Origin of the sequence: Roseovarius sp. B08 (assembly GCF_051417955.1) — a bacterium.
GTDB lineage: Bacteria > Pseudomonadota > Alphaproteobacteria > Rhodobacterales > Rhodobacteraceae > Roseovarius.
The window spans coordinates 3,210,043-3,230,972 of record NZ_JBPRLW010000001.1 but is presented as its reverse complement, the minus strand read 5'-3'; the positions used below and the strand labels follow the sequence as shown (position 1 = coordinate 3,230,972).

Genomic DNA, 20,930 nt, shown 5'->3' with positions numbered 1-20,930 from the left:
TCTATCCTCCATTCCGGATCGCGGTGCCGGGCAGGTCCGATGCATTCGCCAGAAGAGAGAACCACAGATCACCTAGCGTGGTCACCAGACGCGTGAGAAGCGCGAGGGCCAGGGCGGTTGGTGCCGCAACCGTTGCAGCCACGAGATACAGAAAAACTGCTTCGCGCACGCCGATTCCGCCGGGGGCGCCGGGAACCAGGAAGCCGGCGATCCAGCCCACGAGGTAGGCTGCGGCGATAACGGGCAGGTCGGCCGGCCCGGTGGCGTTCATCGCCGCCGCCATCCCAGCGACCAGGGCAGCGCTCGCCGCGAAGAATGCGATTTCGAGCGCGGCCATCGCAGTGAGCGACGTCGCCGCAACGCCCAGACGACGGGCCACCGCCACGATCACCGCCGCCGCAAAGCCGGCGAGGATGAGCCCCAGCGCCGCTGCGGCTGGCGTCAATTCGACAGTTCCAAGCGCGCCGAATAGGTCGCGGGAGAGGTCGCCGGACCCATACGGGCCCGACAGCGCTAAGGCGATCAGGGCGACGCCCCCAGCCGCTAGCGGCAGCGCCACAATCTCCACCGCCGTAGCCACAAGGGCGATGCGATGGCTCCATCCCGCCCGGCGCGCCATCAACTGCCGCCCGCCGAAGTGGAAGACGTTTCCAGGCAGGTATTTCAGGACGTTGCAACGGGCGTAGATGATCACGGCCGTCCTGGAGACGAACGCTGCGTCGTCACCCTCGCGAAGCACACAGCTCCACGCTGCGGCCGGCAGAGTCAGAAGGACGGCATAGCCGAGGGATGCGCCAAGCGCGAGCGCCAGCTGGCCTGGCTCGGCCGCGATCTGCAGGGCTTCCGGGCCGAACAGCATCAGTTCCCGCAGCAGAAGGCAGAAAGAAAGCACGACCAACCCTGCGCCGAGCCAGCGAAGCCACGTCCGCACGCTCATGCGGCGAACCTGTGGTTTGCTTGCCCGGGACGGCACAGGAGAGCGGTGCCATCGCGATAGGGCAGGCACGGCTTCAGGCCGCGCAGATGCCTAACGTCGAGGTTGCAAGACGCGAGCGCGGCGCGGTACCGGGCGCGGTGGGGGTCGTCGAACACGATGAGGCCATCAGGTGCTAGGCGATCGTGGGCATGGTCGAGGCAGGCCGCCCGGCTGCGACCGTCGATCACGATAAGGTCGAATGTCCCAGTCACCTCGTCTATTTCGCGGACGTAGTCGGCAAAGTCCACGGCGGCATAGCCGCGGCGGCCGGAAGGCGCCTCGGCGATCGCGGCGTGGCGCGGCGTCGGCGGGATGGCGCGCAGGCGAACATTGGGAACGTCGGCCAACTGCATGCGCATAACCTCAGCCCAGGACAGGTCGTGCTCGACTGAATGAACCTCGGCGGCACGTCGCGCGAGCCAGACGGTGCTCGCGCCGCTGCCATACTCGAACACCCGAGCTCCTGGCCGTGCAGCCAGATGGGCTGCAACGGCGTCCTGAGCAGCGAACGTCCACCAGCACAAATCCAAAGCGACGAGACCCTCGACCCGGTAGATTTCGAACAGCGTCCTCAGCCAGAGCGCGCGGTGATGCTCTCGACCACGAGCCTCGAGCCAATTGAGGAGCCCAAGCCTCTCGGCGAGGGGCCGCGCACTGTGGAGGGTGTGCGTGTAGGCTTCAGCAAGCAGTTGCATTGTTCTCTTCTTCCCGATGGGCGACTGCGCGGCGTTCGTCGAGCACGTAGGGGGCGTCCTGATGCCCTTTGGAGACAACGACCAGTTCGCCAATGAGGCCGACCCCGATCAATTGAAGCCCCGCCAGCGTCGAAAGGATACTGAACAGCAAGAGAGGCCTATCCCCGATCGGCCCCAGCCCGAGGAACCACAGCGCCGTCAAATAGACGAGGCCCAGAACGCCTAGGGCGCCGAAACCCAAACCAATCCCGCCGAAGAAATGCAGCGGACGCGAGCGGTAGCGCGTAAGCAGGACCACCGTAAGCAGGTCGAGCAGACCTCGCATCAGCCGCCCCGAGCCGAACTTCGAGTGGCCGAACCGCCGGGGCTCGTGCTTGACCGGAAGCTCCGTGATACGGAAGCCCGCGCTGTGCAGTAGCGCTGGGGTGAAGCGATGCAGATCGCCATATAAGCGACGTTGCAGATAATTCGCCGCCTCGCGCGTGTATGCTTTGAAGCCGCAGTTGAAGTCATGCAGCCGCAGCGAGAAGGCTCTGGACAGCACGAAGTTGAAGACTTTGGAAGGCAAGGTCTTGGAGAGCGGATCATGGCGCTTGCGCTTCCAGCCGCTGACCACGTCGAAGCCTGCGTCGATTTCCGCGAGGAAGCCGGGCAGTTCCTCGGGCAGGTCCTGCAGGTCCGCGTCCATAGTCACGATAACGTCTCCGCGAGCCGCCGACAGCCCGGCCGACAGCGCGGCTGCCTTGCCGAAATTCCGTTTCAGCGTGATCAGGCAAACGGGCGGGCACCGCCGCTCCAACTCCGCAGCCTCAACCCCGCTGCCGTCGGTACTTCCGTCATCGACGAGGATAATCTCGAATGCCTCGCCTTGGGTCCGGAGCACATCTGATACACGGGCAACGAGTGTCTTGAGCGTGTCGCGCTCGTTTAGGAACGGGACCACGACGCTGATCACGCGCCTGCGCGCGTCCTCACCCAGCAGGCTCGGTACGAAAGTTGCGTTCATTGCGCCGCGCCTCCGACGGTCGGAAGTGACTGCGACCAGGCGCAGAACCATTTTGAGTGGGCATTGGGTTGAGCATTGACCACGGTCGTCTCCCTAATTCTTTACTGTTTCCAAAGTACCCGGGAAATGTGGACACCTTTTGTCTGCGAGGTGTTTCAAATACGACCGCTAACGATTTCTTGGAATGCGCCCTGGAGCAATAGCCGCTGAGGTTCTCATGTACCTGAACGTGAGCCGCGTGATGCGGGTGCAACGCAAGCGTTGAGTATTGGCATTTCTTGCTTGGTGGTCATGAGGTTGTCAGATCGAACGGGATCCTGACTGAAAGTCTTCATCCCGGAGATGTCGCTTTGAGCAGCATGGCTCGCGCGTCTCGCTCGGAATTGTTGGGGATTTTGAGCTGTCAAAAGTCGGCGTATCTGGCACAAGGGCGAAGTACCGTTACCTTCGAAGGTTCGAAGCAGAGGTGCTTTTCCACTTGGGCGCATTTGGGCGTTCACCTGCACAGGCAATAATCAACTGAGTTCCGAGAGCATCCTTTTTGCGAGAGCTTTGACGATTGCCAGATCAGACCCAGCAAAGTGACTTTAACCCAGGGTCCGCTTCCGAACACGTCATTGAAAAGTCCGGCACAGTTCTTCTGCCGGATCAAGGCTGGAGACGCTGGGCCGCGCCCACTGAGGCGCTAAAGTCGGGTGGACTGCAATATACCTTCATCGACTGGCGTCACACAAAAGAGTTGTCTGCGGCGCTCGAACGGATCGGACTGGAGCAGATCCAGCTTTGTGTCTGGGTCAAGGACCATCCCGGCATGGGGTCGTTCTACCGGTCTCAGCATGAACTTGTTTACATCGCGAACTCCGTAATGATTTGTTGCCAAATGTCATTGTGGAAACGATACCAATTTCAAAGCTCGTCTCCGCGAAGCAGCGTGTCAGGAAGGTAAGCAAGCGGCAGATTGCTCGGGCGGCTCGGTCAATCAGTTCCTTCGGATTTTGCGACCCGCCGCTGATTGGCAAGGAACGCGAGATCATTGATGGGCATATCCGTGTTGAGGCCGCACGGTCGCTCGGGCTCAAGGAGATCCTCTGCATCATCGCGGAAGATCTGTCCGACGAGGAAATCCGTCTTCTTCGGATCGCGGTAAACCGGATACAAGAACGTGGCGAGTGGGACGAACCGGCCCTTAAGCTTCAAATCGCATATCTTCTGGAACTTGAAACGGACCTGACGGTGACTGGTTTCGAGGCTCCCGAGATTGACCGGCTCGTCGTGCTGGACGACGTAGGCTCCGACGAGGCAAATCCTCTCGACAAACTGTCGGACCTTCCAGACCCTGATGCGCAGGCTGTCACCCGACCGGGCGATTTGTACCATCTTGGCGTGCATCGCGTTCTTTGCGGCAATGCCCGCAATGTCGATGATATTTGCCGAGCCACAGCAGGGCTTGAAACCGCCGTGGTGTTTACCGACCCCCCTTACAATCTTTCCATCAAGAAGGACATCACAGTCGGCGCAGGCAAGTTCTCCGAATTCGCTGAAGGGTCAGGGGAGATGTCTGACACTGCGCATGAGGACTTCCTCAAGCTCACGACGGGCAACATGGCTAAGGCTCTCAAACAAGGCGGCGTCCTCTTTCTTTGCATCGACTGGCGCCATGCCGAGGTCTTGATGCGTGTTGTGAGGACGTTGGGTCTGCAGCTGATCAACACCTGTGTCTGGGCAAAAGACAAGCCTGACCTGCCACGGGATTTTTCCTCCATTTGGAATTAGAGTCCGCCCCAACGAAGGGACGGACAATGAAGCGAACGAGATACAGCGAAGAACAGATCATCGGCATCCTTACCGAGCATGAGGCAGGCGCGAAGTGCGCCGATCTGTGCCGCAAGCACGGGATGTCGGAAGGCACCTTTTATGCCTGGAAAGCCAAGTTTGGTGGGATGACGGTTTCGGACGCCAAACGACTGAAGGCGCTGGAGGACGAGAACGCCAAGCTGAAGAAGTTGCTGGCGGAGCAGATGCTCGACGCTGCGGCGATGAAGGAACTGCTCTCAAAAAAATGGTGAGGCCCGCCGTGAAGCGCGAAGCCGTTGCGCATCTGCGGGCCAGGCTTGGCCTGTCGGAACGGCGGGCCTGTCAGATTGTTGGAGCGGACCGCAAGATGATCCGCTACCGGTCCGCGCGACCGCCCGAGACCGGGCTGCGCCAGCGGCTTCGGGATCTGGCCAATGAACGCCGCCGGTTCGGTTATCGGCGGCTATTTGTGCTGCTGCGCCGGGAGGGAGAACCCTCCGGGATCAACCGTATCTACCGGCTGTATCGAGAAGAAGGTCTGGCGGTGCGCAAACGCCGGGCCAGGCGCAAGGCGGTAGGAACCCGGGCACCGATCCTGGTCGAGGCCCGGCCCAATGCGCGCTGGTCGCTGGATTTTGTCCATGACCAGCTCGCCTGTGGCCGGCGGTTCCGCATCCTGAACGTGGTCGATGACGTGACGAGGGAATGCCTGGCGGCCGTTCCGGACACATCGATCTCGGGGCGGCGTGTCGCGCGGGAATTGGCGGCCCTGATCGAACGGCGTGGAAAGCCCGGCATGATTGTCTCGGACAACGGCACCGAACTGACCAGTAACGCGATCTTAACCTTCGCTACCGCGCAGGGGATCGAATGGCATTACATCGCCCCGGGCAAGCCGATGCAGAACGGGTTTGTGGAGAGTTTCAACGGGCGCATGCGCGATGAACTCCTCAACGAAACCATGTTCCGCAACATGCCCCATGCGCGCGCCGTGATCCGTGCCTGGGCAGCAGATTACAACGAGGAGCGCCCACATTCGGCGCTTGGCTATCAGACGCCCAAGGCGTTCGCCGAGCGCCTGTTCACCGCAACCGACACCCGCGCTGCGCCATCTGAAAGCTCCGCGCGGATGTCGGTTGCTCCACCTGCGCCAATCGGCGTATCAACCCGAAGGGCTCTGGTTCCGGATGGGTGAAAGTTCAGTGGCAGGTCATTACCCCTTGATTTGCTGGGGAGTGCCTGTAACGGGAACTGAACGAGGCAAGACCTCCGCCCCCGGGCACCACTATTTCCAGATTTGACGGAGTGATACGCTCGTTGAACGCGTCGCGTGGCAATTGGCGTTTCATGGATGCGAAAACGGCCCCCGCAGTGCGGAGGCCGTTTGAGAGGGCCAGCCGAGTTTCGGCCCAGTATCAGCCGTAGATTAGCCTTGGCAGCCAGGTGATGATCTGCGGAAAGACCATGCAGAGCACCAGCCCGACGATTTGCAGGAAGAGGAAGGGCAGGGCGGACTTGAAGATGTCCGTCATCGGGATTTCCGGCGGCGCCACACCGCGCAGGTAGAAGAGCGCGTAGCCGAAGGGTGGCGACAGGAAGCTCATCTGCATGTTCACAAGGTAGAGCACGCCGAACCACAGCACCAGGTCCTCGGGGCTGTCGAGGCCGAAGGCTGCCGCGCCAAGCGCCTTGATGATCGGCACGAAGATCGGCACGCAGAGCAGCAGGATGCCGACCCAGTCGAGGAACATGCCCAGGATCACCAGCAGGATCTGCATCAGGATCAGGATGCCCCAGGGGCCGAGGCCGGTGGCCGCCAGCGCGTCCTGCACGAATTGCTGCCCGCCTTCCAGCACGTAGAGGCCGACGAAGATCGTGGCGCCGAACATGATCCAGATGACCATGGCCGAGGCCTTGAGCGTGGTGGTGCAGGCCTCGCGGATGGTGGGCCAGTCGAGCTTGCGGTGGATGGCGGCGACTATGAAGGCGCCGAAAGTGCCGATGCCCGCGGCCTCGACCGGCGTGGCGACACCCGAGAAGATGATGCCGAGGACCACGGCGACCAGCGTGATGGGGGCGGCCATCTTGCCGATCAGCTGTACCTTTTCGCGGTTCGACACACGTTCCTCGACCGGGATGGCGGGGCCAAGCGCCGGGTTGATGTAGCTGCGCATGACCACGTAGGCGATATACATGCCCGACAGCATCAGGCCGGGAATGACCGCACCGATGAAGAGCTCGCCCACAGATTGTTCCGCCACCACCGCGTAGATGATGGCGAGGATCGAGGGCGGGATCAGGATGCCCAGCGTGCCGCCGGCCATGATCGAGCCCATGGCGATCTTGGGGTCGTAATGCCGTTTCAGCATGGCGGGCAGGGCGATGATGCCCATGGTCACGACCGCCGCGCCGATCACGCCGACCATGGCAGCGAGGATCGTCGAGGCGATGATGGTCGCCGCGGCCAGCCCGCCCTTCAGCCCGCCCATGACCTTGTAGATCACGTCGAACATGTCGTTGATGATGCCTGCCCTTTCCAGCATCGCCGCCATGAAGATGAAGAGCGGGATCGCCGAAAGCTGATAGTTGGTCATCAGCGGGAAGATGCGGCTGGGCACGATGTTGAGCGCGCGTTCATCGCCGAGGATGAACAGGAATACGCAGGCCAGACCGCCGGTGACGAAGGCCAGTGGCAGGCCCGCCATCAGGAGCGCCAGAAGGCTGCCGAACATGATGAGCGTGAGCCACGCGATGTCGATTTCAATACCCATGTGACTCAGTTCCCCCGTGCGATTTCACGGATGTCTTTCGACAGTTTCGAGATGCCTTGCAGGACGAGCAGCAGCCCGCCCATGACCATGACCCATTTCATCGGCCAGAGCGGCACTTCCCATTCGTTGAAGCTGATCTCGCCCCAGCGGATGTTCGGGTTGGTCCACTGGTCGAGGCCGAAGCCCGAGACCATCTCGCCAAAGGTGATCTGGCCGCGCGCCCAGTCGGAAATGACCGCGTTGCCCGACGGCACCGCGATGGCGTCCATGGCGAAGATCCAGGAGGTGACCAGCAGCGTGCCGGCGAAGATGAAGAAGAAGATCGAGGTCAGCAGGTCGACCCACGCCTTGTTCTTTTTCCGCATCGGGGCATAGAAGATGTCCACGCGGACGTGGGTTTCGGTCAGCATCGCGTAGGCCCCGGCGATGAGGTACTGCATCCCGAACATCAGGTACATCGCCTCGTGCGCCCAGTTGGTGGGCGAGCCGAAGACATAGCGCGCCAGAACCTCGTAATAGTAGACGAAGACGGCGATCACGGCCCAGTAGGCCACGAATTCCCCGCAGAAGAGCGAGAGCCGGTCGATCCAGTTCTCGGCATAGTCGCTGTCGTGTTTGGGGCCTTCCTCCTGCTCGTGGGCGGCGAGGGCCTTTTCGGTCTCGGACACTTCCTCGGGCGGGATCTGCCGGTTCGCGCGGCGCACCAGCATGGGCATCAGCAGCAGGTCGATGGCCAGAAGGGCGAGGATGGCGTAGAAGGCGTAGCCTGCGGCGTTGTCCCACCAGGCGCGGGCGCGGAACGCCTCGACCTGTTGCGGGCGGATCTCTTCCAGCGAGGCCTGGGCCTCCTCAAGCCGGGCCGCGCCGCTGTCTAGCGTCTCCTTCGCCCGGTCCAGGCGGCGCTCGGCGGCGCGTTGGGTGAAGCTGCCTTCCTCGGCCTCGTCATAGGCGGCCTGAAGGTCGGGCAGGTCGGCACGGGCCTCTTCGACGCGGCCCTGTTCGCGGTCGATCACCCGCTGGGCCACGCGCAGCTCGTTGTCGAAGCCCGACAGGATGGTGCGGGCGTCCTGGGTCTGCGCGTTGGCGTAGAGGATGAACAGGAAGATCGGGATGAAGACCAGGCCCCACAAGCTTTTGAGATAAAAGCGGTGCAGGCCGAGGATGCCGCCGGTGACGGCGATCATGTAGGCCAGTGGCAGGGTATAGCGTTTCTCTTCGGGCTGTGGTCGGCGCGACAGGATCATCGCGATGATGGGGAAGATTATCAGTCCCACCCAGTACAGCCAATGCGGCAGCGTGAAGCTGAGCCCCGGCATTGCGGTCCTCACTCGTTGAAAGCGTTGGAAAATGCCGCCCGCGGGCACGTGGCCCCCGGGCGGCGGGTCTGTTGCGCGATCAGAGCTTGAGCTCGAGTCCCTCGGTCAGGGCCGGGTCGACATAGCCCAGCGAGCCGGACTGCATGTAATCAAGCTGAATCTTGAAGACGCGCGCGGCCTGTGGATCGCGGTTGGCGTAGTCGAACCAGATCGGCACGGCGACCTCGGTCATCAGTTCCACGTCGTCCTGGCTGAGCCGGGTAACCTCTGTGCCGTCGGCCTCGAACTTTTCCCAGGCTTCCTGGTCGGCGGCCTGGATCGCGGCGTGGTGCATGTCGGAATAGACATGGGTTTCCATCTCGACGAATTTCTTCATCTCGGGCGAGAGGGCCTCCCACGCGTCCTGACCCACGGTGATGTCCATGGTGTCGACCGGCTGGTAGAGCGACATGAAGCCCGGAGGGCCCATGACGATGTAGTCGGTGACCTGGCTGAAGCCGAGGGCGTAGTTCACCGCCGGACCCACATAGTCGGCCACGTCGATGGTGCCTTTCTCCAGCGCCGGGAAGATTTCCGAGCCGGGCAGAACGGTGGTCTCGGCGCCGATCTCGTTGAAGATCTCGGCGACCATGCCGCCGGGCAGGCGCATCTTGCGGCCGGCGAAATCGTCGATCGAGCGGATCGGAACCTTGGAGTGGATGATGTTCGGACCGTGGTGCACGGGGCCGACGAAGTGCAGGCCCTGAGCCGCGTAGAGCTCGCGCGCGATGTCGATGCCGCCCAGGCCGTAGTAGAACACGTCGAATTCATGCGGGTTGCGCATGCCGAGCGGGATGGACGTCAGGAACGTCGCCGCCGGGATGATGCCCTGGGCGTAGATGGTGAAGGGGTTCACAGCTTCCAGAACGCCGTTCTTGACCGCGTCGTAAAGCTGGAAGTCGCCGACGACATCATTGGCGCCGAAGGGCTGGAACGTCAGTTCGCCGCCGGTTTTCTCGGCGATGGTGCCACACCAGTCGCGGAAGATCTGAAGTCCGGCGCCGCCGGGCCAGCTTGTCTGGATTTTCCAGGTGGTGCCGTTGGCCTGAGCGCCTGCGACATGGGGCGCGGCCAGGGTGGCGGCACCCGCACCGGCAATCGTGCGCAGCGCGTTGCGCCGCGTGGTCAATTTGTTGGTCATGTGTTTCCTCCCATTCGTGCCGGTCCTGTATTTTCAGGTTTCCGACGCTTCCGAGCGTAATGGCAAACCGGCAAATTGGTAAAGTGATATTTCCAATATGCGGTAAAGGCGCACTATGTCCTGCCTTGAAAACAAGGTCTTGCGCGCGGGGCGGGGGGCGGACATTACGTGCACGGGCGGGGCGGCGTGGGACGCCTCGGCCTTCGCGCCGATTATTCTGCCCGGTGGCAGGCGACGCGGGTCTGGCCCAGCAGGCGCATCTCCGGGCGTTCCTTGCTGCATCTGTCGATGGCGATGGGGCAGCGCGGGTGGAAGGCGCAGCCCGACGGCGGGTTGATCGCGTCGGGAATCTCGCCCTTCGGGGGTCGACCTCGCGCCCGAAGGCATCCATGCGGGGGCCGCATCAAAGAGCATCTGCGTATAGGGATGCTTGGGGTCGGTGAAGAGCGCCTCGCGGGGCGCTTCCTCGACCAGGCGGCCCAGGTAGAGCACGCCGATGCGGTCAGCCATGTGGCGCACGACGGTCAGGTCGTGGCTGATGAAGAGATAGGTAAGGCCGAATTCCTCGCGCAGGTCGGACATGAGGTTGAGGACCTGGCTTTGGACCGAGACATCAAGCGCCGAGGTGGGCTCGTCGCAGACGATGATCTTGGGTTCGGAGGCAAGCGCGCGGGCGATGCAGATCCGCTGGCGCTGGCCGCCGGAGAATTCGTGCGGGTACTTGGAGGCGTCCGCCGCCGAAAGCCCCACCTGTTCCAGCAGGCGTTCGGCAAGGCCGGAGGTGTCGCCGCCCTTGGCCGCGACGGGTTCGGCGATGATGTCGCGCACCCGCCAGCGCGGGTTGAGCGAGGCGTAGGGATCCTGGAAGATCATCTGGATCTCGTCGCGCACCGCCTCGATCTTGGCGGCGTCGGTTTCGGTGGCCAGATCGGTGCCGTTGATCTTCACGCTGCCCTCGGAGGGGGGCGTGAGGCCGACGACGATCTTGCCGATGGTGGACTTGCCAGAGCCGCTTTCACCGACGAGGGCGTAGACGCTGTTTTCCTCGATATCGAAGGAGACGTCGGACACGGCCGTCAGATAGGCCTTGGGCAGCCGCTCGATCACGCGATTGAGCCAGGGTTTCGAGACGTCGAAGCGGCGGGTGAGGTTGCGGATGGAGATCAGGGCGCTCATGCGACGGTGTCCTCCTTTTGCGTGGTGCCGAGGGGGAACCAGCAGGCGGCGCGGCCATCGCAGGCCTGAAGGCTGGGGCCCGGATCGCGGCGGCATTTGTCCTGCGCGTATTCACAGCGGGGATGAAAGGCGCAGCCGTCGGGCAGGGCGCCCAGGCGGGGCATAGCGCCGGGGATCTGTTTCAGGCGCTTCTGGCCAACGCTGGCGAGCGGGGTCGAGGCCATGAGACCCGCGGTATAGGGGTGGTGGGCGTTGGTGATGACCTCGCGCACCGGGCCAAGTTCGGCCAGGCGGCCGGCATACATGACGGCGACGCGGTCGGCGGCCTCGGCGATCACGCCCATGTCGTGGGTGACCAGCATGACGGCGACGCCGCGTTCGCGACAGAGGCGTTTCAGCAACGAGACGATCTGGGCCTGGACCGAGACGTCGAGCGCGGTGGTGGGCTCGTCGGCGATGACCAGTTCCGGCTCGGCGCAGAGGGCGAGGGCGATGACGACGCGCTGGCGCATGCCGCCGGAAAACTCGTGCGGGTAGCTGCCGATGCGGGCGGAGGCGGCGGGGATGCCGACCTCGTCCAGCGCCGCGATGGCGCGTTTGCGGGCCTCGTCCTGGCCCACGTTCAGGTGTTCGGTGATGGTTTCGGTCAGCTGGTCGCCGATGGTCAGAAGCGGGTTGAGCGAGGTGAGCGGGTCCTGGAAGATCATGCCCATATGCTTGCCCCGGAGGCGGCGTAGCCTGGCGCGGGGGATGTCGTGGATCGGCTCGCCCTTCAAGAGCACCTCGCCGCCGGTGATGCGGGCGGGCGGGTCCAGAAGGCCGATCACGGCGTTGCCGGTCATGGATTTCCCGGCGCCGGATTCGCCCACGACGCCCAGGATCTCGCCGGCGCGGATGTCGTAGCTGACATGATCGACGGGGCGCAGGATGCCGTGGCGCGTGGGGATTTCCACGGTCAGATCGCGGACGGAGAGGATGGGGGTGTCGGTCATGCGGGGCGACCTTTCGCAGGCTTCACGGAGAGTTGCCCCGGGTTTTCGGGACATTCGGGCGGCGCACTGTATCTTAACCAGTGGGACGTGCGCGCCGTTGCATGATGGCGGAAGGCGCTGAAAGCGCCGACGAGGCGCGGGCCCGAAGGAGGTGTGTCATGTGTTTGACCAGCGAAGCGTTTGCGCTGTTTTTGACGACAATCGGTGCGAGCATATTGTCGACGGAGGCAGGCACGGTGACGGTGCACGCCACAGAGGGCGACATCGCATGGGTCGCCGTGGGCGACCGTTGGTGCATCGACGAGGCCGACGACGAGGCGGAGTGACCGCGGGGGGCGGTCATGGGTGTGCGGAGGCGAGGTCGTCATCTGAGCCTCGGGTTCAGCGCGTCACGCAGCCAGTCGCCCAGCAGGTTGATCGAGAGCGCCAGCGCCAGCAGGGTGCCGGCGGGGAAGAGCAGGATCCACCATTCGCCGGAGAACATGAACTCCTGCCCGATGCGGATGAGCGTGCCGAGCGAGGGTTTCGTGGGGGGGCGCGCCGACGCCCAAAAACGACAGCGTGGCCTCGGCGATGATGGCCAGCGCCAGCGAAATCGTGGCGATGACCAGCACCGGGTTCAGCACGTTTGGCAGGATATGCTTGAGCATGATGACGAAGGGCGAGCGTCCGATGAGGCGGGCGGCCTGGACATATTCCTTGTTCTTTTCCACCAGCGTCGTGCCGCGCACGACGCGGGCGAACTGCACCCAGTCGGAAAGGCCGATGGCGAGGATCAGTACCCAGATCGCCATCTGGTCGCGGTAGGCGGGGGGCGTGATGCCCTTGGCGATGCCGAAGATCAGCATGGCCACGAGGATGGCCGGGAAGGTCAACTGCACATCGGCGATGCGCATGATGATCGTCTCGGTCCAGCCGCCGACATAGCCGGCGAGAAGTCCAAGCGTGACGCCGATCAGCATGGCGAGGAACACCGCCGCGAAGCCCACGAAAAGCGAGATCCGCATGCCGTAGAGGATGGTGGAAAACACGTCGCGGCCCTGGTCGTCGGTGCCCAGAAAGAAGGTGTCGCCGGTAAAGGCGTTGGGCTCGCCCGGAGGGGTGAAGCCGTTCATCAGGTTCAGGGACGCGGGGTTGAACGGGTCGAAAGGCGCGATGAGCGGCGCGAAGATGGCCGAAAGGATCAGGATCAGCACGACCGCAAAGGAGGCGACGGCCACCGGCGCGTGCCGGAAGGACCAGATGAAGTCGCTTTCCCAGATGCGGCGGAAGCGGCTGTCGCGGACTTTCGGCGCCGGGGGTGTGATGGGGGTATCGGTCATCAGTGGCCTCCTGCAGCGCTACGGTCCACGCGCAGGCGCGGGTCTATGGCGAAATAGAGCATGTCGACAATGAGGTTGATGCCCACGAACATGACGGAGATCATCATCAGGTAGGCGGCCATGACGGGGATATCGACGAACTGGATCGCGTTGATGAACAAGAGCCCGACGCCGGGCCACTGGAACACCGTTTCGGTGATGATGGCGAAGGCGATGATTGAGCCCAGCTGAAGCCCGGTGATGGTGATGACGGGCACCAGCGTGTTCTTCAGCGCGTGGCGGAAGTTGATCGCGCGTTCCCGGATGCCCCGCGCGCGGGCGAAACGGATGTAGTCCATGCGCAGCACCTCGAGCATTTCGGTGCGCACGAGCCGCATGATCAGGGTCATCTGGTAGAGGCCCAGCGTGATGGCGGGCAGGATGAGTGCCTGAAGGCCGGACTTGGTGAGAAAGCCGGTGGACCAGCCGTTGACCCAGGTCACCTGCCCCCGGCCGAAGCTGGGAAGCCAGCCGAGCTCGACGGAAAAGACATAGATGAGCAGGATGCCGATCAGGAATGTCGGCAGTGACACCCCGATGAGCGAGGCGGTCATGATTACGTTGGCCGATATCCCCCGCCTTCGGATCGCAGTGTAGATGCCGAGCGCGATGCCGCCGACCAGCGCCAGCAGGCCGGACACGAAGGCGAGTTCAAGCGTGGCGGGCAGGCGTTCGATTAGGATGTCGGCCACGGGCCGCCCCTGGCGGTAGCTGAGGCCGAAATTGCCCTGCACGGCGTTGGTCAAAAACTTGTAGTACTGAACGACGAAATTCTGGTCGAGGCCGAGTTCGGAGCGCAGGCGTTCGATGTCGGCGATGGTGCGTTCCTGGCCGAGCATGTTGTCGACGGGATCGCCGACAAAGCGGAACATGGCGAAGGCCACGAGGCCCACCACGAGAAGCACGAGCACGGACTGGGCCACGCGCCGGATGATGTAAGCTAGCATGTTTCGTCCCCGAAGCGGTCGTCACGCGCGGTTGTTTTGCTGGCTGTGACGGCGGGCGGGCGGCCCCGAAAGGCCGCCCGCGATTGGCTTAGTTCATCTCGAAGAACTTGAACTTGGGATCGTCCTCGGGGCTGACCTCGGTGCCGACCGCGTCGGTCATCCCCCAGTTCAGCACCTGGTGGTGGATCGGGATGTAGAGCTGTTCGTCCTGAACCACCTGCCAGATCTCGTTGATCGTGGCGTTGCGTGCCTCGAGATCGGTCTCGGAGGCGAGGCTGACGATCTTGGCGTCGATATCGGAGTTGGAATAGCCCGTGCCGTTCCAGCTGCCGCGCTCGCCGCCACGGGTGTGGACGAGGAAGTTGAAGATGTATTCCGAGTCGTAGGTCGGAACGCCCCAGCCCAGCATGTAGAAATCCGTCTCGCCGTTCTCGATGAGCGGGAAGTGCTGGGCCTTGGGCTTGGCATCGAGGTTCACGGTGACGCCGATCTGCGCCAGCATCCCGACGGCGGCCTGGCAGATCGCCTCGTCGTTGACGTAGCGGTCGTTCGGGCAGTCGAGCTGGATGCTGAAGCCGTCGCCATAGCCGGCCTCTTCCATCAGGGCCTTGGCGCCTTCGATGTCGGTGGTGGCGCTGCTGTCCATTTCCTCGTTCCAGCCATTGACGAAGGGCGGGGCGATCATGCCCGCGGGCTGAGACTGGTCGCGCATGACGACCTGTTTGATGGCGTCGCGGTTGATGGCCATGGACATGGCCTTGCGCACCTTGGCGTCGGCCAGCGGGTTGGCGCCATCGACGTCGTCGTTTTCAATATCATCGGCGCCCATGTTCATGCCGAAGAAGATCACGCGGTTCTGCGGCGCGGTCTTGACGACAAGGCCTTCGGTGTCGCCGACGCGGCCCAGATCCTGCACGGGCACGTCCTGGATGAAATCGACCTCGCCCGACAAGAGCGCGGCCACGCGGGTAGCGGCGTTCTGGATCGGGGTGTAGACGATTTCGGTGACGTCGAGCGCGAACTCGTCCTTGCCCCAGTAGTTCTCGTTCGCTTCCAGCACGGTTTTCACGTCCGGTTCACGGCTGACGAGGGTAAAGGGGCCGGTGCCGTTGGTGTTGGAGGAGGCAAAGGTGGTTTCCCCGCCTGCCACGTCCTGCACGGCGACGGCGTCGTTTTCCTCGGCCCAGCCCTTGTCCATCATGAAGAGGTTGGTGAGGTTGGCCGGAAGGATCGGGTTGGGACCGTCGGTGACGAATTCCACGGTGTGGTCGTCAACGGCGCGGACCTCGGTGATCGAGGTCAGCAGTTCCTTCATCGCCGACGTTTCCGACTTGGCGCGGTTGATCGAGAAGACCACGTCCTCGGCGGTGAAGTCGGCGCCGTCGTGGTAGGTGACGCCCTCGCGCAGGTTGAACACCCACACGTTCGGGTCGCCTTCCTTGGGCGCCCAGTCGGTCGCCAGAGCGGCCTGAAACTCGCCCGAGTGGTCGCGGATGATCAGCGGCTCGTAGATCTGGTGCGAGAGGGTGTGCGTCGGCCCCTCGTTCTGGGCGTGGGGGTCGAGCGTGAGCGAGTCGCCCGCGCGGGCCCATCGCAGCGTTTCGGCCGAGGCACCGGTCATCGCCGTGGTGGCGAGCAGAGCGGCGGCAAGGACTGTCTTGGTTTTCATGAATATCTCCCTGGATATCGCCCGGGTTGATCCTCGGGCTGATCGGGGGATGATAACCGAGTGTTCCGGCGCTGCAAGCAAACGAATGGCAAGATGCCTTCACGTCACTTGAAAAACGGAAGGTGAAACGGCCATGACGTGCGCGTTGGGGCGTGATCGTGCCCTGTTCCGTGCTATTTGAGTGCGATGCCAAGGATCGGGAAACGTCAGGCGAACGCCATGAAAACGCGTCGAAAATCGGATCTGCCGACGAAGGTCTGCGCGGCGTGCGGCCGGCCCTTCGCGTGGCGCAAGAAGTGGGGAAAGGTCTGGGACGAGGTCCGCTATTGTTCGGAGCGGTGCAAGCGGGCGCGGGGCAAGGATTAGGCGAAGCGCGCAAGAATTGGGTCGAGATCGACCTTTGCACCCAGACGTTCGGCAAGAAGGTAGCAGCCCAGCACCTTGCGTTGCAGCAAAAGCGTGTCGGTGGGCGGCGCGTGGATGTCGACCTGTTCGTCGGCCAGAAGCAGCCCCTCGTGGCGCAGGCGGGCCAAGAGGCCGCAGGTGGCGAAATCGAGCGTGCCGCCCTGACGCAGCGGTTCGGCGGCAATTCCGAAAAGGCGCAGGATATGCGCGCGGTCGGTATCAGACGTGTCCGAATCGACGAGGCCGATGGCGATCATCGCGTCCCAGGCCGCGGCATCGTCACCGCTCAGCGCGGCGTTGAAAAGGGCGCGGTAAATGTCCACTCGGTCCGGGGCGAATTCCAGCGTGGCGCCGAAATCGAGCAGGACGATCTGGCCCGTGTCGGGCTGATAGCGGTAGTTGGCGAAGTTGGGATCGGTCTGCATGTCGCGCAGTTCGAAGAGCTCGCGCAGGGTGAGCGTGATGAGCGCCGTGGCGATGCGGTCGCGGGTAGGTTGATCCATCCCGACAGTTGATTCGATGCTGCGACCGTCGACATAGCCCATGGCCAGGATGTCGCATGTGCTGAGGTCGTCATGGACAACAGGCAGGACGAAATCGGGGTCATCCGCGAGGTGTGAGCGAAAGCGGTTCAGGGCTGCGGCCTCGCGCGCGTAGTCGGTTTCCTCGTGCAGCTGCGCGGCGGCGTCGGTCAGCAGGCGGTCCGTGTCGAAACTGGCGGGCAACATGCCGGAGCGCCGCAGAATCAGGCCGAGGTTGCGCATGTCGCTGTCAATGCTGTCGCGGATGCCGGGGTATTGCACCTTGATCGCAAGGTCGCGGCCATCGCGGGTCTGCGCCCGGTGGACCTGTCCGATGGACGCAGCGGCAATCGGGTGCACGTCGAAGCGTTTGAAATGGCGCAGGAAATCGCGGCCCCAATTGGCGGCCAGCACTTTCTTCAGCTGCGCGGGCGGCATGAACTGGGCGTCGGCGCGCAGGCGGGCGAGGATGTCGGCAAGCTCGGGCGGGAGCATGTCGGCGGTTTCCATCGACAGAAGCTGGCCCGCCTTCATCGCCGCGCCGCGCATGTTCGCCAGGTGATCGGCGACGCGGGTGACGTTGGAGGGCGTCATCAGCAGGTCCTGCAGTCGGGGTCTGCGCCCGCGCAGCAGTTCCCATCCGCCGTTTGTGACGACATTGCCGGCCAGCGCCGTCGCCATGCCGCCGGTCCGTGCCATGCGCGAAAAGCGCCCGGTGGGCACGCGGGCGGCACGTTTGCGGTCGGGCGGGTTCTGGTCGTTCATCGCGTCCCCTCGGCGCGGTTCTTCAGCCGTGGGCCAAGGTGACGGACAAGCGCCGGACGCAGGCGCAGGAAGGCGCGATAAGCCAGTTCGGCCACCGGCACGACGCCGGGGATGCGCGAGAGTTTGGCGAGGTGGCGCCAGCCGGGCAGGCGCTTCCAGACCTCGAAAAACCCCGCGGCGCCGGACACCAGCGTCCCGTCGGGGCGGCGGGTGTGGAACCGGCCCATCGCCGCCTTGCGGTCGAGATCGGGTGCCGGGGCATCGCCGCAGCGCAAGATGTCGGTGAAGTCGATGCGGTCCGCCCGGTCGCGTTTGCGGTAAAAGTTGATTTCGGCACGGCAGAGCGGGCAGGACCCGTCGTAGTACACCGTCAGCTTGTCCGGCGGTTTGGGCATGTCAGCCCGGGTCCTTGCCCAGTTCGGGTTCCCGCTTGAGGATCCGCTGAAGCGTGCGGCGGTGCATGTTGAGCAATTGCGCCGTCTTGGTAATGTTGCCGTCGGTGCGTTCCAGAAAGCGTTCGATGTGCACGCGCTTGGCCTCTTCCGGCGAAATGGGATTTTCGGGCGCGGGAGGCAGGACCCCTTCGGCGGCCAGCAAGGCGTCGACGATCTCATCCCCGTCGGCGGGCTTGGCGAGATAGTCGATCGCGCCGAGCTTGACCGCTGCGACGGCGGTGGGGGTGTTGCCGTAGCCGGTCAGCACGAGGGCGCGGGCCGATTTGCGCTGTTTCTTGAGCATCTCGATGACCTCGAGCCCGGAGCCCTCGCCGAGATGCAGGTCGATGATGGCGAAGGCGGGGGGGCGAGCCTCGATCGCGGTGGCGGCCTCGGCCAGGGTGGCGACCGGGATCGGGTCGAAACCGCGGCTGGCCATGACCTTGGACAATTGCTCGCGGAAGATATCGTCATTCTCGACGATCAGGAGCGTGGTGTCGTTGGGTAGCTTTCTCATATCATCCTCTCTGCACGGGATACGTGCGGGGGGCGTGACCGGATGACTGCCGGGGCGGGGGTGCGACAGTTTGCGCAGGGGGTGGCCCGAAACGCCGACGGCGCCCCGGGAGACCCCGGAGCGCCGCCTGTTTTCCTTTCGGATACCAACCGATCAGCCCGGCTGAACCCGGTCGGCGTCCATGACCTTGGCCCATGCCTTGACGAAGTCCTTGACGAACTTGCCGCCATTGTCGGCCTGGGCATAGACCTCGGCTTGGGCGCGCAGCTGCGAGTTGGAGCCGAAGACGAGGTCGCAACGGGTCGCGTCCCATTTCTTGTCGCCGGTCTTGCGGTCCTTGCCGATGAAGGTCATGCCCTTGTCGTCGGTGGCTTCCCAGACGGTGCGCATGTCCATCAGGTTGACGAAGAAGTCGTTGCTGAGCGTGCCGACGCGGTCGGTGAAGACACCGTGCGCGGTGCCCCCATAGTTGGTGCCCAGCATCCGCAAGCCGCCGATGAGCACGGTCATCTGCGGTGCCGACAGGCCCAAGAGGTGGGCGCGGTCGACCATCAGTTCCTCGGCCGAGACGGTGAAGTCGCCGGCGAGGTAGTTGCGGAACCCATCGGCCTGCGGCTCCATGATCTCGAAGGACGCGGCGTCGGTCATCTCGTCGGTGGCGTCGGTCCGGCCCGGGGTGAAGGGCACGGTGATGTCTTGACCGCCGGCCTTGGCCGCCGCTTCGACCGCTGCATTGCCGCCGAGGACGATCAGGTCGGCCAGCGAGATCTTCTTGCCGCCCGAGGCGGACGCGTCGAAGTCCGACTTGATGCCTTCGAGGACCTTGAGGACCTTGGCCAGTTGCTCGGGCTGGTTGACCTCCCAGTCCTTTTGCGGGGCGAGACGGATGCGCGCGCCGTTGGCACCGCCGCGCATGTCCGAGCCGCGGAAGGTCGAGGCCGAGGACCAGGCGGTGTAGGCCAGTTCGGAGACCGAAAGGCCGGAATCGCGGATCTTGGCCTTGAGGGCGGCCACGTCGGCGTCGTCGACCAGCGGATGATCGACCTCGGGGACCGGATCCTGCCAGATCAGCACTTCGTCCGGCACCTCGTTGCCGAGATACATGTTGCGCGGCCCCATGTCGCGGTGCGTCAGCTTGAACCATGCGCGGGCGAAGGCGTCGGCGAACTCGTCCGGGTTGGCATGGAAGTGGCGCGAGATCTTCTCGTATTCCGGGTCCATGCGCATCGCCATGTCGGCGGTGGTCATCATGATGTGCTGATCGCGTTTCGACGGATCCTCGGGATCGGGTGCCATGTCTTCGGGCTTCTGGTCCTTGGGCTGCCATTGCCACGCGCCGGCGGGGCTCTTGGTGAGCTCCCATTCGTAGCCGAAGAGCACGTCGAAATAGCCCATGTCCCATTTGGTGGGGTTGGGCGTCCATGCACCTTCGAGGCCGGAGGTGATGGCGTCGCGGCCCTTGCCGGAGCCGTAGGTGGAGAGCCAGCCGAAGCCCTGTGCCTCCATCGCGCCGCCCTCGGGCTCGTTGCCCACATGCGAGGGATCGCCCGCGCCGTGGGTCTTGCCGAAGGTGTGGCCGCCCGCCGTCAGTGCCACGGTTTCATAGTCGTTCATTGCCATCCGGGCGAAGGTTTCGCGGATGTCGCGGGCAGAGGCCAGCGGATCTGGCTGGCCGTCGGGGCCTTCGGGGTTCACGTAGATCAGGCCCATCTGCACGGCGGCAAGCGGGTCCTCGAGAAGGCGGTCGCCGGAATAGCGGCTGTTGGGTTTGTCGGAGGTGGCGAGCCACTCGGTTTCCGACCCCCAGTAGACGTCTTCCTCGGGCTCGAACACGTCCTTGCGGCCGCCGCCGAAGCCGAAGATCGGGCCGCCCATGTCCTCGATCGCCATGTTGCCGGCGAGGATCATCAGGTCAGCCCAGGAAATGGCGTTGCCGTATTTCTGCTTGATCGGCCAGAGCAGGCGACGGGCCTTGTCGAGGTTGCCGTTGTCGGGCCAGCTGTTGAGCGGGGCAAACCGCTGGGTGCCCGAGCGTGAGCCGCCGCGGCCGTCGGAGGTGCGGTAGGTGCCCGCCGAGTGCCACGCCATGCGGATGAAGAAGCCGCCGTAATGGCCGTAGTCGGCGGGCCACCAGTCCTGGCTGTCGGTCATCAGCGCCTTGAGGTCTTTTTTCAGCGCGTCCATGTCGAGGCCCTTGAAGGCTTCGGCATAGCTGAAATCCGGGCCCATCGGGTCGGATTCAGGGGTGTTCTGATGCAGGATCTTGAGGTTCAGCTGGTTCGGCCACCAATCGCGGTTGGACCGGACGCTGAACCGGGTCGCACCATGCATGACCGGGCATTTGCCGGAGTTTTCGAGATCGTTGCCGTCCATTGAGTCTCTCCCAGATATTGCTGTCTGACTGC

The 20,930-nt window shown here is 63.9% G+C and carries 17 protein-coding genes and 3 pseudogenes; 5 read left to right on the top strand and 15 right to left on the bottom strand.

Annotated features, from left to right (window positions below):
* Position 1: 1 nt before the first annotated feature.
* The 3 genes from ACSQ76_RS16385 to ACSQ76_RS16375 are packed head-to-tail and all read right to left on the bottom strand — an operon-like array spanning position 2 to position 2,677.
* Positions 2-937 (bottom strand): hypothetical protein, encoded by a 936-nt coding sequence (locus ACSQ76_RS16385; RefSeq protein ID WP_437157430.1) that lies wholly within the window; start codon positions 935-937, stop codon positions 2-4.
* The gene (locus tag ACSQ76_RS16380) at positions 934-1,671 is read right to left on the bottom strand and encodes a class I SAM-dependent methyltransferase (RefSeq protein ID WP_437157429.1); all 738 of its coding nucleotides are present in this window, start codon (positions 1,669-1,671) and stop codon (positions 934-936) included. The genes ACSQ76_RS16385 and ACSQ76_RS16380 overlap by 4 nt, the downstream gene beginning before the upstream one ends.
* Positions 1,655-2,677 carry a glycosyltransferase family 2 protein gene (locus ACSQ76_RS16375; protein ID WP_437157428.1) on the bottom strand — a complete coding sequence of 341 codons (1,023 nt, stop codon included), beginning with the start codon at positions 2,675-2,677 and terminating at the stop codon, positions 1,655-1,657. Before ACSQ76_RS16375 ends, ACSQ76_RS16380 begins: the two co-directional genes overlap by 17 nt.
* Positions 2,678-2,943: 266 nt before the next feature.
* On the opposite strand from ACSQ76_RS16375, the pseudogene ACSQ76_RS16370 reads away from it, so the two are divergent.
* From ACSQ76_RS16370 to ACSQ76_RS16360, 3 genes and pseudogenes are all read left to right on the top strand, one after another.
* Positions 2,944-3,192 (top strand): annotated as a pseudogene (locus ACSQ76_RS16370) (hypothetical protein); the annotation flags it as partial.
* Between the two features lie 358 nt (positions 3,193-3,550).
* Positions 3,551-4,450: a ParB N-terminal domain-containing protein gene (locus ACSQ76_RS16365; protein ID WP_437157427.1), complete on the top strand. Its 900-nt coding sequence runs from the start codon at positions 3,551-3,553 to the stop codon at positions 4,448-4,450.
* 26 nt (positions 4,451-4,476) lie between these two features.
* Positions 4,477-5,666 (top strand): IS3 family transposase gene (locus ACSQ76_RS16360; protein WP_437155805.1). Its coding sequence is split into 2 segments (ribosomal slippage): positions 4,477-4,738 and positions 4,738-5,666, totalling 1,191 coding nucleotides; the frame shifts between segments, so codons are not numbered across the junction.
* Positions 5,667-5,886: 220 nt separating this feature from the next.
* On the opposite strand, the gene ACSQ76_RS16355 is transcribed toward ACSQ76_RS16360, so the two are convergent.
* From ACSQ76_RS16355 to ACSQ76_RS16335, 5 genes and pseudogenes are all read right to left on the bottom strand, one after another.
* On the bottom strand, positions 5,887-7,242 hold the full coding sequence (locus ACSQ76_RS16355) for a TRAP transporter large permease (protein ID WP_306130225.1): 1,356 nt from the start codon (positions 7,240-7,242) through the stop codon (positions 5,887-5,889).
* A 5-nt stretch (positions 7,243-7,247) separates the two neighbouring features.
* Positions 7,248-8,558, bottom strand: a complete 1,311-nt coding sequence (locus ACSQ76_RS16350) for a TRAP transporter small permease subunit (RefSeq protein WP_437157426.1) — start codon at positions 8,556-8,558, stop codon at positions 7,248-7,250.
* A 79-nt stretch (positions 8,559-8,637) separates the two neighbouring features.
* Positions 8,638-9,738 carry a TRAP transporter substrate-binding protein DctP gene (gene dctP, locus ACSQ76_RS16345; protein ID WP_437157425.1) on the bottom strand — a complete coding sequence of 367 codons (1,101 nt, stop codon included), beginning with the start codon at positions 9,736-9,738 and terminating at the stop codon, positions 8,638-8,640.
* 212 nt (positions 9,739-9,950) lie between these two features.
* A pseudogene (locus ACSQ76_RS16340) lies at positions 9,951-10,914 on the bottom strand (ABC transporter ATP-binding protein).
* Positions 10,911-11,906, bottom strand: coding sequence for an ABC transporter ATP-binding protein (locus ACSQ76_RS16335; RefSeq protein ID WP_437157424.1), 996 nt, complete (start codon positions 11,904-11,906; stop codon positions 10,911-10,913). Before ACSQ76_RS16335 ends, ACSQ76_RS16340 begins: the two are co-directional and overlap by 4 nt.
* A gap of 158 nt (positions 11,907-12,064) precedes the next feature.
* Here ACSQ76_RS16335 and ACSQ76_RS16330 point away from each other — a divergent pair, with 158 nt between their 5' ends.
* Positions 12,065-12,232 (top strand): hypothetical protein, encoded by a 168-nt coding sequence (locus ACSQ76_RS16330; RefSeq protein ID WP_306130221.1) that lies wholly within the window; start codon positions 12,065-12,067, stop codon positions 12,230-12,232.
* A gap of 38 nt (positions 12,233-12,270) precedes the next feature.
* Here the strand turns inward: ACSQ76_RS16330 and ACSQ76_RS16325 are convergent.
* The 3 genes and pseudogenes from ACSQ76_RS16325 to ACSQ76_RS16315 all read right to left on the bottom strand — a co-directional run bounded on the left by ACSQ76_RS16325 (position 12,271) and on the right by ACSQ76_RS16315 (position 15,883).
* Positions 12,271-13,228, bottom strand: a pseudogene (locus tag ACSQ76_RS16325) (ABC transporter permease).
* Positions 13,228-14,214, bottom strand: a complete 987-nt coding sequence (locus tag ACSQ76_RS16320) for an ABC transporter permease (protein ID WP_306130219.1) — start codon at positions 14,212-14,214, stop codon at positions 13,228-13,230. The pseudogene ACSQ76_RS16325 and the gene ACSQ76_RS16320 overlap by 1 nt, the downstream one beginning before the upstream one ends.
* A gap of 88 nt (positions 14,215-14,302) precedes the next feature.
* A complete protein-coding gene (locus tag ACSQ76_RS16315) occupies positions 14,303-15,883 on the bottom strand; it encodes an ABC transporter substrate-binding protein (RefSeq protein ID WP_306130218.1) in 1,581 nt (526 codons plus the stop codon).
* Positions 15,884-16,069: 186 nt separating this feature from the next.
* Between ACSQ76_RS16315 and ACSQ76_RS16310 the strand changes: the two genes are divergently transcribed.
* Positions 16,070-16,249, top strand: a complete 180-nt coding sequence (locus tag ACSQ76_RS16310; protein ID WP_437157423.1) for a DUF2256 domain-containing protein — start codon at positions 16,070-16,072, stop codon at positions 16,247-16,249.
* On the opposite strand, the gene ACSQ76_RS16305 is transcribed toward ACSQ76_RS16310, so the two are convergent.
* The 4 genes from ACSQ76_RS16305 to katG form a co-directional block, all read right to left on the bottom strand.
* Positions 16,246-17,574, bottom strand: a complete 1,329-nt coding sequence (locus tag ACSQ76_RS16305) for an ABC1 kinase family protein (protein WP_437157422.1) — start codon at positions 17,572-17,574, stop codon at positions 16,246-16,248. The genes ACSQ76_RS16310 and ACSQ76_RS16305 overlap by 4 nt on opposite strands.
* A complete protein-coding gene (locus ACSQ76_RS16300) occupies positions 17,571-17,969 on the bottom strand; it encodes a thiol-disulfide oxidoreductase DCC family protein (RefSeq protein ID WP_437157421.1) in 399 nt (132 codons plus the stop codon). The genes ACSQ76_RS16305 and ACSQ76_RS16300 overlap by 4 nt, the downstream gene beginning before the upstream one ends.
* Position 17,970: 1 nt before the next feature.
* Positions 17,971-18,525, bottom strand: a complete 555-nt coding sequence (locus ACSQ76_RS16295; RefSeq protein ID WP_437157420.1) for a response regulator transcription factor — start codon at positions 18,523-18,525, stop codon at positions 17,971-17,973.
* 153 nt (positions 18,526-18,678) lie between these two features.
* Entirely contained in the window at positions 18,679-20,898 is a 2,220-nt protein-coding gene (gene katG / locus ACSQ76_RS16290) for a catalase/peroxidase HPI (protein ID WP_437157419.1), read from the bottom strand.
* Between the last annotated feature and the right edge of the window lie 32 nt (positions 20,899-20,930).

What these genes read in the sequence shown, in the direction of transcription:
- ACSQ76_RS16385 (WP_437157430.1), bottom strand. Translation starts at nt 937, where the DNA reads ATGAGCGTGCGGACGTGGCTTCGCTGGCTCGGCGCAGGGTTGGTCGTG.
- ACSQ76_RS16380 (WP_437157429.1), bottom strand. Translation starts at nt 1,671, where the DNA reads ATGCAACTGCTTGCTGAAGCCTACACGCACACCCTCCACAGTGCGCGG.
- ACSQ76_RS16375 (WP_437157428.1), bottom strand. Translation starts at nt 2,677, where the DNA reads ATGAACGCAACTTTCGTACCGAGCCTGCTGGGTGAGGACGCGCGCAGG.
- ACSQ76_RS16355 (WP_306130225.1), bottom strand. Translation starts at nt 7,242, where the DNA reads ATGGGTATTGAAATCGACATCGCGTGGCTCACGCTCATCATGTTCGGC.
- ACSQ76_RS16350 (WP_437157426.1), bottom strand. Translation starts at nt 8,558, where the DNA reads ATGCCGGGGCTCAGCTTCACGCTGCCGCATTGGCTGTACTGGGTGGGA.
- dctP (WP_437157425.1), bottom strand. Translation starts at nt 9,738, where the DNA reads ATGACCAACAAATTGACCACGCGGCGCAACGCGCTGCGCACGATTGCC.
- ACSQ76_RS16335 (WP_437157424.1), bottom strand. Translation starts at nt 11,906, where the DNA reads ATGACCGACACCCCCATCCTCTCCGTCCGCGATCTGACCGTGGAAATC.
- ACSQ76_RS16330 (WP_306130221.1), top strand. Translation starts at nt 12,065, where the DNA reads ATGTGTTTGACCAGCGAAGCGTTTGCGCTGTTTTTGACGACAATCGGT.
- ACSQ76_RS16320 (WP_306130219.1), bottom strand. Translation starts at nt 14,214, where the DNA reads ATGCTAGCTTACATCATCCGGCGCGTGGCCCAGTCCGTGCTCGTGCTT.
- ACSQ76_RS16315 (WP_306130218.1), bottom strand. Translation starts at nt 15,883, where the DNA reads ATGAAAACCAAGACAGTCCTTGCCGCCGCTCTGCTCGCCACCACGGCG.
- ACSQ76_RS16310 (WP_437157423.1), top strand. Translation starts at nt 16,070, where the DNA reads ATGCCAAGGATCGGGAAACGTCAGGCGAACGCCATGAAAACGCGTCGA.
- ACSQ76_RS16305 (WP_437157422.1), bottom strand. Translation starts at nt 17,574, where the DNA reads ATGAACGACCAGAACCCGCCCGACCGCAAACGTGCCGCCCGCGTGCCC.
- ACSQ76_RS16300 (WP_437157421.1), bottom strand. Translation starts at nt 17,969, where the DNA reads ATGCCCAAACCGCCGGACAAGCTGACGGTGTACTACGACGGGTCCTGC.
- ACSQ76_RS16295 (WP_437157420.1), bottom strand. Translation starts at nt 18,525, where the DNA reads ATGAGAAAGCTACCCAACGACACCACGCTCCTGATCGTCGAGAATGAC.
- katG (WP_437157419.1), bottom strand. Translation starts at nt 20,898, where the DNA reads ATGGACGGCAACGATCTCGAAAACTCCGGCAAATGCCCGGTCATGCAT.